General features: G+C 65.0%; 13 protein-coding genes. 11 read left to right on the forward strand and 2 right to left on the reverse strand.

Going from position 1 to position 13268, the window contains the following annotated elements:
- Positions 1 to 14 precede the first annotated feature (14 nt).
- From PNAP_RS08245 to PNAP_RS08290, 10 genes are all read left to right on the forward strand, one after another.
- Positions 15 to 926 carry a shikimate dehydrogenase family protein gene (locus PNAP_RS08245; protein ID WP_011801049.1) on the forward strand — a complete coding sequence of 304 codons (912 nt, stop codon included), beginning with the start codon at positions 15 to 17 and terminating at the stop codon, positions 924 to 926.
- Positions 927 to 945: 19 nt separating this feature from the next.
- The gene (locus tag PNAP_RS08250) at positions 946 to 2127 is read left to right on the forward strand and encodes an ABC transporter substrate-binding protein (protein ID WP_011801050.1); all 1182 of its coding nucleotides are present in this window, start codon (positions 946 to 948) and stop codon (positions 2125 to 2127) included.
- 105 nt (positions 2128 to 2232) lie between these two features.
- Entirely contained in the window at positions 2233 to 3108 is an 876-nt protein-coding gene (locus tag PNAP_RS08255) for a branched-chain amino acid ABC transporter permease (protein ID WP_011801051.1), read from the forward strand.
- Positions 3105 to 4115 carry a branched-chain amino acid ABC transporter permease gene (locus PNAP_RS08260; protein ID WP_011801052.1) on the forward strand — a complete coding sequence of 337 codons (1011 nt, stop codon included), beginning with the start codon at positions 3105 to 3107 and terminating at the stop codon, positions 4113 to 4115. The genes PNAP_RS08255 and PNAP_RS08260 overlap by 4 nt, the downstream gene beginning before the upstream one ends.
- Complete coding sequence (locus PNAP_RS08265) at positions 4112 to 4858, forward strand: ABC transporter ATP-binding protein (protein WP_011801053.1); 747 nt, start codon at positions 4112 to 4114, stop codon at positions 4856 to 4858. The genes PNAP_RS08260 and PNAP_RS08265 overlap by 4 nt, the downstream gene beginning before the upstream one ends.
- A 2-nt stretch (positions 4859 to 4860) precedes the next feature.
- Positions 4861 to 5625, forward strand: coding sequence for an ABC transporter ATP-binding protein (locus PNAP_RS08270; protein WP_011801054.1), 765 nt, complete (start codon positions 4861 to 4863; stop codon positions 5623 to 5625).
- Positions 5626 to 5665: 40 nt separating this feature from the next.
- Positions 5666 to 6568 carry a 4-hydroxyphenylpyruvate dioxygenase gene (locus PNAP_RS08275; RefSeq protein WP_011801055.1) on the forward strand — a complete coding sequence of 301 codons (903 nt, stop codon included), beginning with the start codon at positions 5666 to 5668 and terminating at the stop codon, positions 6566 to 6568.
- Between the two features lie 14 nt (positions 6569 to 6582).
- On the forward strand, positions 6583 to 7476 hold the full coding sequence (locus PNAP_RS08280; RefSeq protein WP_011801056.1) for a sugar phosphate isomerase/epimerase family protein: 894 nt from the start codon (positions 6583 to 6585) through the stop codon (positions 7474 to 7476).
- A 31-nt stretch (positions 7477 to 7507) separates the two neighbouring features.
- On the forward strand, positions 7508 to 8722 hold the full coding sequence (gene pcaB / locus PNAP_RS08285; protein WP_011801057.1) for a 3-carboxy-cis,cis-muconate cycloisomerase: 1215 nt from the start codon (positions 7508 to 7510) through the stop codon (positions 8720 to 8722).
- Between the two features lie 7 nt (positions 8723 to 8729).
- Complete coding sequence (locus tag PNAP_RS08290) at positions 8730 to 9833, forward strand: Gfo/Idh/MocA family protein (RefSeq protein ID WP_011801058.1); 1104 nt, start codon at positions 8730 to 8732, stop codon at positions 9831 to 9833.
- Positions 9834 to 9848: 15 nt separating this feature from the next.
- Here the strand turns inward: PNAP_RS08290 and PNAP_RS08295 are convergent, their stop codons facing one another.
- Entirely contained in the window at positions 9849 to 10793 is a 945-nt protein-coding gene (locus PNAP_RS08295; protein ID WP_011801059.1) for a LysR family transcriptional regulator, read from the reverse strand.
- Positions 10794 to 10933: 140 nt separating this feature from the next.
- Between PNAP_RS08295 and PNAP_RS08300 the strand changes: the two genes are divergently transcribed.
- Positions 10934 to 12403, forward strand: a complete 1470-nt coding sequence (locus tag PNAP_RS08300; protein WP_041377114.1) for an MFS transporter — start codon at positions 10934 to 10936, stop codon at positions 12401 to 12403.
- Here PNAP_RS08300 and PNAP_RS08305 read toward each other — a convergent pair.
- Entirely contained in the window at positions 12398 to 13042 is a 645-nt protein-coding gene (locus tag PNAP_RS08305; RefSeq protein WP_011801061.1) for an SOS response-associated peptidase, read from the reverse strand. The genes PNAP_RS08300 and PNAP_RS08305 overlap by 6 nt on opposite strands.
- Positions 13043 to 13268: the final 226 nt, after the last annotated feature.

Consider the following 13268-nt stretch of genomic DNA (forward strand, 5'->3'; position numbering starts at 1 on the left):
AGGCTCTGCACCCCATGCTTCCCACCCTCAACGGCGCCACTGATGTTTACCTGATCCTCGGTGATCCGGTCGAGCAGGTGCGCGCGCCCGAATCGTTCAACCTGATCTTTGCCACGCTGGGCATCAATGCGGTGCTGGTGCCGGTGCATGTGCCGGCCGCCTCGGTGCGGGACTTTGTCCGGGCCGCCTTTTCGGCCCGCAACATCAAGGGCCTGTTCCTGACCATCCCGCACAAGTCGCTGGTGATGGACCTGCTCGATGAATGCTCGGAACTTGGACGCCTGGCCGGTGCGGTCAACGCCGTGCGCTGCGATGCCGATGGCCGGCTGGTCGGCGCTTTGTTCGACGGCGAAGGGCTGGTCGATTCGCTCAATGGCTTCAACATCGCGTACACCGGCAAACGGGTGCTGATTCTGGGCGCGGGCGGCGGCGCGGCGGCCATTGCGGCTTCGCTGGTCAGCCCCGCTTCCCGCGTATCGAAGGGCGCGGCAGGCGAAGTGGCCCTGTACGACCCGACGCCGGGCAAGGCTCGGGCGCTGGCCGAGCGGCTGTCTCCGGCGACCGCGGCCAGGGTAACGGTAAGGGCGGCAGGCAGCAACGACCCGGCCGGGTTTGATCTGGTCGTGAACGCCTCGCCACTGGGCCTGCAACGCACCGACCCCATGCCCTGCGACGTGTCGCGCATGGCGCCGCATGCCGCGCTGGTGGATATTTTGATGAAGAACCAGCCCACGCCCGTGGTGCGGGCGGCGCGCGCACTCGGCCTGGTGGCGCATCCGGGCTTCGAGATGATGATCCGGCAGGGCGCGCTCTACCTTGATTTCTTTGGCCTGCATGCGGCCGCGCAGGCGGTACAGCGCGATTCCAGCTTTATCCGGCAGCAGATTTACCCCGCTGAGCTGCAAGGCGAAATTTCACTTTTTTAAACCCCCCGAGGAGACAAGCATGAACAAACGATTCGCTCTTAAATTAATAGCTGCCTGTGCAATAGCAGCAAGCGCAACAGCCGGTTTTGCGCAAGAAGTGATCAAGATCGCCAACATTGTCGAGCTGTCCGGCAGCGGCGCCAGCGCCGGCACCAATTTCAAGAACGGCGTGGAACTGGCGGTCAAGGAAATCAATGCCGCCGGTGGCATCCTGGGCAAGAAAATCCAGACCACCACCAACGACACCCAGAGCAACCCGGGCGTGGCCAAGGGCTTGACGCAAAAAGCCATCGACAACGACGTGTTCGCCATTTTCGGCCCGGTGTTCTCCGGCTCCATCATGGTCAGCATGGCCGAGTCGCGCCGCGCCGAGGTGCCCAATTTCACCGGCGGCGAGGCGGCCGGCATCACCGAGCAGGGCAACCCCTACGTGTTTCGCACCAGCTTCACCCAGGCGAGCGCCATGCCCAAGGTGGCGCGCTACATCAGCGAGCAGGCCAAGCTGAAAACCCTGGCCATCATTTATGTGAATAACGACTTCGGCAAGGGTGGGCTGGATGCGCTGAAAAAAGCGCTGGCCAATTCGCCGACCAAGGTCGTGGCCGAGATTTCCACCGACAACGGACAGGTTGACTTTTCCGCCGCCGTGCTCAAGGCCAAGCAGAGCAATGCCGACGGCGTGTTCGCCTATTCAAACGAAGAAGAGTCGGCGCGCATCCTGCGCGAGCTGCGCAAGCAGGGCTGGACCAAGCCCATCATTGGCGAAACCACGCTGACCGGCCAGAAAGTCATTGAACTGGCCGGCGACGCCGCCAACGGCGCGATTGCCCACGTCGGCCTGACGGTCGATGCGCCGCAGCCGGCGATTCGCGCCTTTCGCGCCAAGTTCGAGAAGGAATACAAATATGTCTCCGACCACAACGGCATGAAAGGCTACTCGGGCATTTACATCCTCAAGGCGGCGATTGAAAAGACCGGCAAGCTCGACCGCAAGGCGGTGGCCGCCACGCTGCACACGCTCAAGGTCAAGGCCGCCGACCAGCCCGGCGTGCTGATGGATGTGTCGTTTGACGCCAAAGGCGACCTGGACCGCGAGAGCTTCATGATCGAGGTCAAGAACGGCAAGCAGGAAGTCGTTTCCATCCTGCCACCGCTGGGTGCCGGGGCCACGCCAGCCGCCGCAGCAGCAGCGAAAAAATAAGCCACCGGCCCTCGGGCCGCAGCCAGTCGCATCAGCACCCGCGCCCGGGCGCGGGTGCGACGGACCCTTCAATCTCCTCGCAAGCCACTTTATGCAAGCCCTGCCATGACAGACTTCCTCCAACTCCTTTTCTCAGGCCTGGCCACCGGCGCGATCTACGCGCTGGCGGCTTTGGGCTTTACCCTGCTGTGGCAGGCTTCGGGCACGATCAATTTTGCCCAGGGCGAATTCGTCATGCTGCCGGCCTTCATGATGCTCGGCTTCATGTCGCTGGGCGCGCCCATGCTGGTGAGCTTTGTCCTTACCGTGCTGCTGGCCATTTTGGTGCTGGGCTGGGTGTTCAAGCGCGGCGTGGTCGATCCGCTGTTCAAGTACGGCATGATGCCCATCGTCGTGGCCACCATCGGCCTGTCGATCTTCATGCGCAACGGCGTGCGCGCCGGCTACAGCGCCGAAGCCCATCCGTTTCCCAGCCTGTTTGCCGACAAGCTGTTCAACATTGCCGGCGTCACGGTGACGCTGCAGGACATCGGCACCTTTGTGCTGGCGATGGCCATCGTGATGGGAACGCAGGCCTTTCTGGCGAAGACCGTCACCGGCCGCGCCATGCAGGCGGTCGCCCAGAACACCGAAAGCGCCTCGGTGCTCGGCATCAATGTGCCGCGCATGATTTTCTACACTTTCGCCATCAATGCGGTGCTGGCGGTGGCGGCGGCGCTGCTGGTCACGCCGACCTACCTGGCCAAGTTCGACATGGGCGAGGGCCTGGGCAACAAGGCCTTTTTTGCGGCCATCATCGGCGGCTTCAACAACTCGCGCGGCGCGCTGGTGGGCGGCCTGCTCGTCGGGGTGTGTGAAAACCTGGCTGCGGCTTATATTTCGCCCGCCTACAAGGATGCGGTGGCCCTGGTGATTTTTATGGTCGTGATCCTGTTCAAGCCGCAAGGTCTGCTGGGCAAGAAAGAGGAGCGAAAAGTATGAACGCTATTTTCAACAACAAATTCGCCACGCTGTTCACGGTGCTGGGCGCCTTGCTGGTGCTGGTCGCGCCGCAATACCTGAAGAACTACGGCATTTACCTGCTGACCTACTGGCTGATCTTCATCATCGCCACCATGGGGCTGAACCTGACCATCGGCTACGCGGGGCAGAAATCGCTCGGCCATGCGGCCTTCTTCGGCATCGGCGCCTACACCGTCGCCATCATGATGAAGGCCGGCATCAGCTTCTGGCTCGGCCTGCCGGCGGCGGCGCTGCTGTGCTTTGCCATCGGGCTGATCCTGGGCTTTCCGGCCCTGCGCGTGCAGACGATCTACCTGGCGTTTGCCACGCTGGGCTTCAACACCGCCGTCTGGCTGGTGATGCGCAATGAAGAGTGGCTGACCGGCGGCACCTTCGGCATCAACAACATTGCGCGGCCGGTGATTTTTGGCTATTCGCTCGAAGCCAACCGGCCTTACTACTACTTCGTGCTGGCCGTCACGCTGGTGCTGGCCGGGCTGCTGTGGGGCCTGCTGCGCTCGCCCTGGGGCAAGGCCTTCAAGGCGCTGCGCGACAACCCGATCCGCGCTGAAAGCCTGGGCGTGGACATCCGCAACTACACGCTGCTGAGCTTTGCCATCGGCGCGGTGTATGCCGGCGTGGCCGGCGCGCTGTTCGCTTCGCTGGTGCAGTTCATCGAGCCGGCGCCTTTCGCGGTCGGCGCGTCGATCATGATGTATTTGATGGTGGTGGTCGGCGGCGCGGGCTATTTCCTCGGCCCGGTGATTGGCGCGGCTGTCGGCGTGGTGCTGCCCGAATGGCTGCGCGACGTTCCGGGCGTGGCCAACTGGTATTTGCCGCTGTTTGGCGCCGCCGTGGTGCTCTTGATGATCTGGCTGCCCGACGGCTTGCTGAGCATTCCCGACCGTATCAAGGCCAAGCGGGCCGCGCGCGCAGCGTCGGCGGCGCGCACCGCAGCGGCCAGCAGAATTGGAGCTTCGTCATGAGCAATGCCTTGCTAAAAGTAACAGGCCTCAAGAAAGCCTACGGCGCCATCCAGGCCGTCGGCGGGGTGTCGTTTGAAGTCATGCCGGGCGAGATCTTCGGCGTGATCGGCCCGAACGGTTCGGGCAAGACCACCATGTTCAACAGCGTGCTCGGCCAGATCACGCCCGACGCCGGAACGATTGAACTCAAGGGCCAGAACATCACCGGCCTGTCGCCGCTCGAACTCAGCCGCCGGGGCGTGGGCCGCACCTTCCAGACGCTGCAGGTGTTCGGCAAGATGACGGTGCGCGACAACCTGATCGTCGCCGCGCAGGAGCACCACGGCAGCATGTGGAGCCGCATGTTCGCGCCCGGCGACTCGGGCCTGGGCGACAAGGCCGACGCGCTGATCGACCAGTTCCGCATCCGGCATGTGGCCGACTCCCTGGCTGGCACATTGAGCTACGGCCAGCAAAAGCTGGTCGATATCGCCATGGCCTTCATGGCCGAGCCCGACCTGGTGCTGCTGGACGAGCCCTGCGCGGGCGTCAACCCGAGCCTGGTGGGCGGCATTTCCAGCCTGCTCAAGGAACTCAACAAGACCCGCAAGGGCTCGTTCGTGGTGATCGAGCACAACATGGACTTCGTGATGGACCTGTGCCACCGCATCATGGTGATGGTCGAGGGCAAGGTGATGGCCATTGGCACGCCGGCCGAAATCCGCGCTAACAAACAGGTGCTCGACGCCTACCTGGGGAATTGAACATGGCAGACGATATTTGCATTGAATTCGACGACGTGGTGGCCGGCTACAAGGACTTCATGATCCTGAACAACCTGTCCTTCAAGGTCAGGCGCGGCTCGATCACCTTGCTGCTCGGCCCCAACGGCGCGGGCAAATCGACCGTGCTCAAAACCCTGTTCGGCCTGCTCAAGCCGCGCCAGGGTCGCATTTTGCTCAATGGCGAGAACATTGCCGGGGCCACCCAGAAAGAGCTGCTGGCCAAGGGCATCGCCTTCGTGCCGCAGGGCCGCAACCTGTTCGGCCAGCTCACCGTGTTCCAGAACCTGGAGCTGGGCGGCATCACGCTGGGCACCAAGATCACGCATGAGCGCATCCCGGAAGTGCTGGAATTCTTCCCGCGCGTGAAGGAGCGGCTGCACTCGCAGGCCTCGGCGCTTTCGGGCGGCGAGCAAAAGCAGCTTGAAGTCGGCCGCGCGCTGCTGCTGCGGCCCAAGGTATTGCTGATTGACGAGCCGTCGATTGGCCTGTCGCCGCTGGTGGTGCAGGACGTGTTCAAGCTGCTGCAAAAGCTGGCTGGTCAGGGCACGACCGTGCTGATGGTTGAGCAGAACGTGAAAAGCGCGCTGAAGATGGCCGACGATGCGATTGCGCTGGAGTCGGGCCAACTGGTGCTGCACAAGAAGGCGTCCGAGCTGCTGGCCGACCCGAACATCGAGCGGCTCTTTCTGGGCGGCGGCCATGTGCCCGGCGCGGCAGGCGGATCAGTCGCCAGCGCGCTGCTTTGATGGTTTAAACCGAATTTTTTGCATTCAACTGGAAAATCCCATGAGTACACCGCTGCAAGCGTCCGCCGCCGACCGTGAAGCCATCCAGGAGGCCGCCAACCCGCTGGGGCTGGACGGCATCGAGTTCATCGAATACGCCACCGCCAAGCCGCAGGCGCTGGGCCAGGTGCTGGAGATGATGGGCTTTCGCCCGATTGCCCGGCACCGCTCGCGCGAGGTGATGCTGTACCGCCAGGGCGGCATGAACGTGATCGTCAACGCCCACATTCCCGTCATGCCCAACGGCGCGCAGCCGGCCGACAAACCGATGCTCGCGGCCGTGGCGCTGCGCGTGCGCGACGCTGCAGCGGCCTATGCCCATGCGCTGGAAAAAGGCGCCTGGGCCGTGCCGCCGCGTGTCGAGGTGATGGAGCTGAACATCCCGGCCATCCACGGCGTGGGCACCAGCCGCATCTATTTCGTGGACCGCTACGACAAGTTCTCGATCTATGACGTGGACTTCGTGCCGATCCCGACGGTGGAGCAACATCCGCCGGCCGTGGCCGGGCTGCATTTTTTCGGCATCGTGCAGTACATCGGCACCGACCGCACCGAGGACTGGGCGGAGTTTTACCGCGAACTGTTCGGCTTCATTGAACTGCCCGCCGAGCAGCGCTTCGGCATCCTGCCCAAGGGGCGCATCCTGCGCAGCCCGTGCCCGGCCTCGTCGCGCTTTTACCTGCAGCTGATCGAGCCCGACGCCAGCGTGCTGGAAGTCGAAAGCAACGAAGGCCTGCAGCGCATCGGACTGGGCTGCCCGGACGTGCTGGCCGCCGTGGCCGAACTCGGCAAGCGCGGCGTGGAGTTTGTCGAGTCGCGCGGCGTGCACACCGAGGACCGGGGCGCGCTCACCAAGACCTGGATGGGCAGCGTGAGCTTCGAGCTGGTCCACAACCTACGCTGAGGCAGGAACGCATCATGAATCACAACAGCGGCAATATCGGCGATTTCGGCATGGACACGATTTCGCTGGCCGGGCCTCTTGAGGCCAAGCTCAAGGCCGTGCGCGAAGCCGGCTTCACCCAGATCATGCTGGCCGCCCGCGACCTGGTCGGCCACCCCGACGGCATGGAGGCCGCCGTGGCCGCCGTGCGCGCCAGCGGCCTGCGCGTCACCGGCTTTCAGGTGCTGCGCGATTTTGAAGGCCTCTCGGGCCATCTGCACGCCTACAAGATCGACATCGCCAAGTCGATGCTGGCGATGTGCCATGCGCTCGATTGCCGGCTGCTGCTGGTCTGCTCCTCGACCTCGGTGCATGCCAGCGGGGACACGCAGGCGCTGGTCAAGGACTTGCGCAAGCTCGCCATGCTGGCCATTCCGATGAACATCAAGGTCGCCTACGAAGCGCTGTCCTGGGGCCGGACCGTCAATGAATTTCCGCAGGCCTGGGACCTGGTTTGCCAGGCCGACATGCCCAACCTGGGCCTGGGCCTGGACTCGTTCCACCTGTTCGCCACCAACACGCCGCTCGACGAGCTGGAGATGCTGGACCCGCAGAAAATCTTTCTGGTGCAGCTGGCCGATTTCATGTGGCTGGACATCAAGTCGGTCCAGGAGCGCATCGACACGGCGCGGCATTTCCGGGTGTTTCCGGGCGAGGGCGTGCACAGCGAAGCGCTGGCCGCGCTGGTGGCCCGGCTGCACGCGCTGGGCTACCGGGGCGACTACAGCTTTGAGGTGTTCAACGACGACTACCAGCAGATGCCGCTGCCCACGGTGGCCCGGCGCGCCTGGCGCTCGGCGCAGTGGCTGGGCGAGGATGTGCTGCGGCGTTCGGTGCCGCTGCCCAACCAGATCCGGCTCAAACGCTGAGCGGTTGGCTTGTTGACGGAAGTCCCACCGCATGAGCAGCATTTTTGAAGGCTTCCTGTCCACGTCCGAAATCCAGGAGGCTTTCAGCGAGCGCAATTTCCTGGATGCCATGCTGCGCTTCGAGGCTTCGCTGGCGCGGGCGCAGGCGCGGGCCGGCCTGATTCCGCAGGCTGCGGCCCAGTCCATCATCGGCACCTGCAAGGTCGAGCTGTTTGATGTGGCCAAGATCGTGCGCGAAAGCGGCCGGGCCGGCAGCGTGGCGATACCGCTGGTCAAGAGCCTGAAGGAAACCGTCGGCCTGTTCAACAAGGATGCGGCCCGCTTTGTCCATTTCGGCGCGACCTCCCAGGATGTGATCGATACCGCGCTGGTCCTGGTCACCCGCCATGCCTTGGCGCTGATTGAAGCCGACGTGCACAAGTCGGTGGCCGCTCTGCTGGCGCTGGCCGGGCGCCATGCGGCCGATCCGGTGCTGGCCCGCACGCTGATGCAGCCGGCCTGCGTCACCAGCTTTGGCCTCAAATGCGCCGGCTGGGCCGCGCCGCTGGTGCGCAGCCTGCAGCGCCTGCAGCTCAGCAGCGCCAATGCCCTGAGCCTGCAACTGGGCGGCGCGGTGGGGACGCTGGCCGAAATGAAGGACAGGGGGCCACAGGTGATTGCGCTCATGGCCGCCGACCTCAAGCTCAAGCCACCGCTTTTTTGCTGGCACACGCAGCGCGACGAATGGGTGGCGCTGGGCTGCGAGCTGGGGCTGCTGGTCGGCAGCCTGGGGAAAATCGCCAGGGACATTTCGCTCATGGGCCAGTACGAAGTGGGCGAGGTGGCCGAGCCGTCAGAGGCAGGGCGGGGCGGCTCGACGGCCATGCTGCACAAGCGCAATCCGGTGGCCTGCATGGTGGCGCTGGCGGCCAGTGCGCGCGCGCCGCAGCGCGTGGCGGCCTTGTTGGCCGCGATGCCGCAAGAGCATGAGCGCGCCCTGGGCAACTGGCAGGCCGAACTGGCCGAATGGCCGGGGCTCCTGACGTCGGCGCATGGCTCTGCCCGCGCCATGGCGCATGCGCTGCCCGGCCTGCAGGTGGACACCCAGCGCATGCGCGCCAACCTGGACGCCGTGCGCGCGGCCTTGCCGCCGCAGGCCGCAGAAGAATGGTTCAGCCCTGCGCTGGCGCAGCATGCCGCCGGACTGGCCCGCGCCCAGGTGCAGGCGCTGACTGAACTGCACACCTCCTTGACCCACAAACCGTGAAGCCACCATGCCTTTAACTGATCCTGATCCTTCCCTTGATTCGCGCGTTTTCCAGCTGGCCGTGGCCGGCGCCGGCCTGATTGGCCGGCGCCACATCGAGCTGATCCAGGCCAGCGCGCGCACCCGCTTGTGCGCCATCGTGGACCCGACGCCTGCGTCGGTGGACTTTGCCGCCTCCTTGAGCGTGCCGCACTTCGCCAGCCTCGAAGACCTGTTTGCGGCGCAGGCGCTTGCAACGCCCGATGGCGTCATTCTGGCCACGCCGAATCCTCTGCATGTGCCCGGCGCGCTGTGCTGCGCGCAACACGGTGTGCCGGCCCTGATTGAAAAGCCGGTGGCCGATTCGCTGCAGGCGGGCCGGCAACTGGTCGATGCGCTGGCCAAAAATCCGGTGCCGATGCTGGTCGGCCATCACCGCAGGCACAGCAGCACGCTGCAGCTAGCGCGGCGCGCCATCGAGTCTGGCGAGCTGGGCCGGGTGGTCACCGTCATGGGCAGCGCGCAGTTCTACAAGCCCGACAGTTATTTCGAGCAGGGCGCCTGGCGCAGTCAAGCGGGCGGCGGCCCCATCCTGATCAACCTGATTCACGAGATGGACAACCTGCGCTACCTGTGCGGCGAGGTCGAGTCGGTGCATGCCGTCGCCTCGAATGCGGTGCGGCAATTCGCGGTGGAAGATACCGTGGTCATGACGCTGAAGTTTTCCAGCGGCGCGCTGGGCACTTTCACGCTGTCCGACACGGTGGCCGCGCCGCGCAGCTGGGAGCAGACCTCGGGCGAAAACACCGACTATCCGCGCTACCCGTCGCAAGACTGCTACTTCATTGCCGGCACCCGGGGCTCGCTGGCCGTGCCGACGCTGCGCACCTGGTCTTATGCGCCGGACCAGACGCCCGGCTGGTTCACGCCTTTTGTCGAAAAAACCCTGGCGCTTGAAGCCGTCGATCCGCTGAAGGCGCAACTGGGCCACTTCTGCGATGTGATTGCCGGCAAGGCCGCGCCGCTCGTCACCGTGGCCGATGCCCTGCAAAGCCTGCGTACCGTCGAAGCCGTGCGCTGCTCGATTGCCAGCGGACAAACCGTGAGCCTGCAGGACAACTGCCTGGGCTGAAATCGCCCTGGCCGCTCAGGCGAGTGGAGCGCTCGCTGGCCCGGCAGCGCATGCCGATGCATCCGTGAGTTGCCCGGCGCAGGCATCCCGAACACACCCGCGCAGCCAGCGATGCGCGGGGTCGGCATCGAGCCGCGGGTGCCAGAGCAATGACACCGTGATCTCCGGCGTGGCGACCGGAAGGGGAAAACTGTGCATTCCGGCGCGCAGGTTTCCGGTGTGCCGTTCGGGAACACTGGCGATCAGGTCGGAGGCCCGGGCCAGTGCCAGCGCGGCCGAAAAGCCGGCGACGGTCGTGACGATCTGCCTTTGCAGCCCGAATGGCGCCAGGGCTTCATCAACCGGACCCCTGTCGAGCCCCCGCCGCGAGACGCAGATGTGCCTGCCAGCCGCATAACGGGCGGGCGTGATCTCGCCCTGGCTCAGCGCGTGCCCCATGCGCACGACGCCAATGAAACGGTCGCGGATCAAGGCCTGCGCGCGCACCTCCGGCGCCGTCGTTTTTCCCACAACGCCGGTTTCCAGATCGACGCTTGCGTCGCGCAGTGGCGCGCTGTCCTTGTCCGGCTTGGGCACAAAGCGCAGCCGCACGCCGGGCGCTTGCTCGCCGACGCGGGCAATGAGGCTGGGGCCGAAGTTCTCGACAAAGCCTTCGCTGGTGCGCAGCGTGAAGGTTCGTATCAGTTGCTGGAGGTCGAGCTTCTCGGCAGGGCGCAGAACCGCCTGGGCGTCCTGCACGAGCTGGCTGACCCGCTCGCGCAGCTCGACCGCGCGGGGCGTGGGAACGAGGCCGCGCCCGGCCCTGACCAGCAGCGGATCGCCCGTCGTCTCCCGCAATCGCGCCAGCGCCCGGCTCATCGCCGATGGGCTCAGCCGCAAGCGCACAGCGGCGCGCGCAACGCTGCCTTCCTGGAGCAATACATCCAGGGTGACCAGCAAGTTGAGATCGGGTGTTGACATGGCATCGACCCTAGCGCAGTTTGACCATGATGTGGCGTTGAACGCATGAATAAAGTGCAAATGGTGCGCCTTCCGCTATGCCGGGTAAGGGACTACGCTTGCATGACCGCTCCATTTTCGGAGTCGCCAGAAAGCAATTCATGCTGAAGTCAATCATTGAAAAACAAGATGCGGCAGTCGTCGCAAGCGTGGAACGCACGCCTTCGGTCCGGTGGGTGCTCGCCAGCCTGTCGCTGTCCATGCTGCTGTCCTCGCTCGGCACCAGCATCGCCAATGTCGGCCTGCCGACCTTGGCGCAAGCGTTCAACGCCTCCTTCCAGCAAGTGCAATGGGTCGTCCTCGCGTATCTGCTCGCCATCACCACCCTGATCGTCAGCGTCGGGCGGCTCGGCGACATCACCGGCCGAAGGCGGTTGCTGCTGGCCGGAATCTTCCTGTTCACGGTGGCTTCGATCCTGTGCGGCATCGCGCCCACGCTATGGTTCTTGATTGCCGCCCGGGCGGCGCAGGGCCTGGGCGCCGCCATCATGATGGCCCTGACCATGGCTTTTGTCGGTGAGACGGTTACGAAGGCCAAGCTAGGCGGCGCCATGGGGCTGCTGGCAACGATGTCCGCAGTGGGCACCGCGCTCGGTCCATCGCTCGGCGGCATTCTGATTGCCGGGTTCGGCTGGCGGACCATCTTCCTCGTCAACGTCCCGCTGGGCATCGCGGCGTTTCTGCTCGCGCATCGCACCCTGCCGGTTGATCGCCGGGGGCCAAGGACGAATAGTGCCGGCTTCGACCCCGTGGGCACGCTGCTGCTGGCGCTGACGCTCGCGGCGTATGCACTCGCCATGACGATGGGGCGCGGCAGTTTCGGTGTGCTCAACATGGCGCTGCTGCTGGCGGCTGCCCTGGGCGTTGGCCTGTTCGTGCGCGCCGAGGCGAAAGCCGCCTCGCCTTTGATCAGACTGGCGATGTTCCGTGATCGAAGCTTGAGTGCGAGCCTGGCCATGAGCGCGCTCGTCTCGACGGTGATGATGGCGACGCTGGTGGTCGGGCCGTTCTATCTGTCGCGCGCGCTCGGGCTCGACGCGGCGCTGGTCGGGCTCGTGCTGTCGGCCGGCCCGTTTGCCGCCGCGCTGGCCGGCGTGCCGGCTGGCCGCATGGCGGACCGTTTTGGCGCGCAGCGCATGACCATCGTCGGACTCATCGGCATGGCGGCCGGCTGCTTCATTCTGTCCATGCTGCCGGCGCCGCCCGGCATCCTTGGCATCGCTGGCTATATCGCCCCCATCGTCGTCGTCACCGTCGGCTATGCGCTGTTCATGACGGCCAACAACACCGCCGTCATGGCGGATATCCGTGCGGATCAGCGCGGCGTCATTTCCGGCATGCTCAGCCTGTCGCGCAATCTCGGGCTCATCACCGGCGCATCCGTCATGGGCGCTGTGTTCGCGCTCGCATCAAGGGCGGCCGACATCAGCACGGCGCGTCCCGAGGCGGTGGCCACGGGCATGCGGATCACGTTTGCCGTCGCGGCGATGCTGATCGTCGTCGCGCTCGCCATCGCGGTGGCAAGCCGTGCGCGCGCAAGCCGCCATTCGCTTTCTGCGGACGTGTCATGACGCCGCCGCCAGCTGGCCGGCTGGGTAGGGCTGCATGAAGTCCATGGTTTGCGCCACGGGCGCTGCCAGCCAGTCGTGATAAGCCCCGTCCGGCAATACCACCACCATTCTTTTTTCATCCGCCGGCTTGTGGTAGTTTTTCATCAGCGCATGGCTGTCCGCGTTGATGGTCAGCATGCAAAAGCTGTGCAGCACTTCGCCCTGGGGCGATTTCCAGCGCGACCACAGGCCGGCCAGGCCCATGGGCTTGCCATCGGCGCGGGTGATGCGCGTGGCAACGGCCTTGCCGCTGCGCCAGTCGGGCTCAAAGAAAGCCTCGACCGGAATGATGCAGCGCTGGCCGCGCTGCCAGGCATCGCGAAAACTCGGCTTGCTCGCGGCCGTCTCGCTGCGCGCGTTGTAGGTGCGCCGGCCCACGGCGCTGTCCTTGGCCCAGTGCGCAACCAGGCCGAACTGGCCGGGCAGGGCTTCGCGCTCGGGCACGGCTTCATCGCCGGCCTCGGCCTCAGGCGGGCGGCGGATCAGGCTGGCTGCGTACAGCGGCCAGACATCAGCCTTGCCCGTATCGGCCGGTGGCTCGACACCGAAATGGCGCTGGTAGCGCTGCCGGTTTTGCACGGATTCGTAGTGACTGCACATGCGCCTATGGTAATGATTGCCAGTGCGCTCGCCAAGAGGACGGCCTGTTTCAAGCCCTTTGGCGCCCTGCGCACGGCGGCCGTGGCTGTCAGCGGCAACCTTCGGGCCTGTAGCCCTTGCTGGGCGCTGGTTTTATGATAAAAGTGCCTGTTGCGCATATCCCACCTGCGTATATAGCTATTAAAAATATAGCATGATAATTTTTGCAATGGACGGGCCCATCCTT

Origin of the sequence: Polaromonas naphthalenivorans CJ2, assembly GCF_000015505.1 — a bacterium.
Lineage (GTDB): Bacteria > Pseudomonadota > Gammaproteobacteria > Burkholderiales > Burkholderiaceae_C > Polaromonas > Polaromonas naphthalenivorans.

What these genes read in the sequence shown, in the direction of transcription:
- PNAP_RS08290 (WP_011801058.1), top strand. Translation starts at nt 8,730, where the DNA reads ATGCCTTTAACTGATCCTGATCCTTCCCTTGATTCGCGCGTTTTCCAG.
- PNAP_RS08260 (WP_011801052.1), top strand. Translation starts at nt 3,105, where the DNA reads ATGAACGCTATTTTCAACAACAAATTCGCCACGCTGTTCACGGTGCTG.
- PNAP_RS08305 (WP_011801061.1), bottom strand. Translation starts at nt 13,042, where the DNA reads ATGTGCAGTCACTACGAATCCGTGCAAAACCGGCAGCGCTACCAGCGC.
- PNAP_RS08280 (WP_011801056.1), top strand. Translation starts at nt 6,583, where the DNA reads ATGAATCACAACAGCGGCAATATCGGCGATTTCGGCATGGACACGATT.
- PNAP_RS08250 (WP_011801050.1), top strand. Translation starts at nt 946, where the DNA reads ATGAACAAACGATTCGCTCTTAAATTAATAGCTGCCTGTGCAATAGCA.
- PNAP_RS08300 (WP_041377114.1), top strand. Translation starts at nt 10,934, where the DNA reads ATGCTGAAGTCAATCATTGAAAAACAAGATGCGGCAGTCGTCGCAAGC.
- PNAP_RS08255 (WP_011801051.1), top strand. Translation starts at nt 2,233, where the DNA reads ATGACAGACTTCCTCCAACTCCTTTTCTCAGGCCTGGCCACCGGCGCG.
- PNAP_RS08245 (WP_011801049.1), top strand. Translation starts at nt 15, where the DNA reads ATGCTTCCCACCCTCAACGGCGCCACTGATGTTTACCTGATCCTCGGT.
- PNAP_RS08295 (WP_011801059.1), bottom strand. Translation starts at nt 10,793, where the DNA reads ATGTCAACACCCGATCTCAACTTGCTGGTCACCCTGGATGTATTGCTC.
- PNAP_RS08275 (WP_011801055.1), top strand. Translation starts at nt 5,666, where the DNA reads ATGAGTACACCGCTGCAAGCGTCCGCCGCCGACCGTGAAGCCATCCAG.
- PNAP_RS08270 (WP_011801054.1), top strand. Translation starts at nt 4,861, where the DNA reads ATGGCAGACGATATTTGCATTGAATTCGACGACGTGGTGGCCGGCTAC.
- PNAP_RS08265 (WP_011801053.1), top strand. Translation starts at nt 4,112, where the DNA reads ATGAGCAATGCCTTGCTAAAAGTAACAGGCCTCAAGAAAGCCTACGGC.
- pcaB (WP_011801057.1), top strand. Translation starts at nt 7,508, where the DNA reads ATGAGCAGCATTTTTGAAGGCTTCCTGTCCACGTCCGAAATCCAGGAG.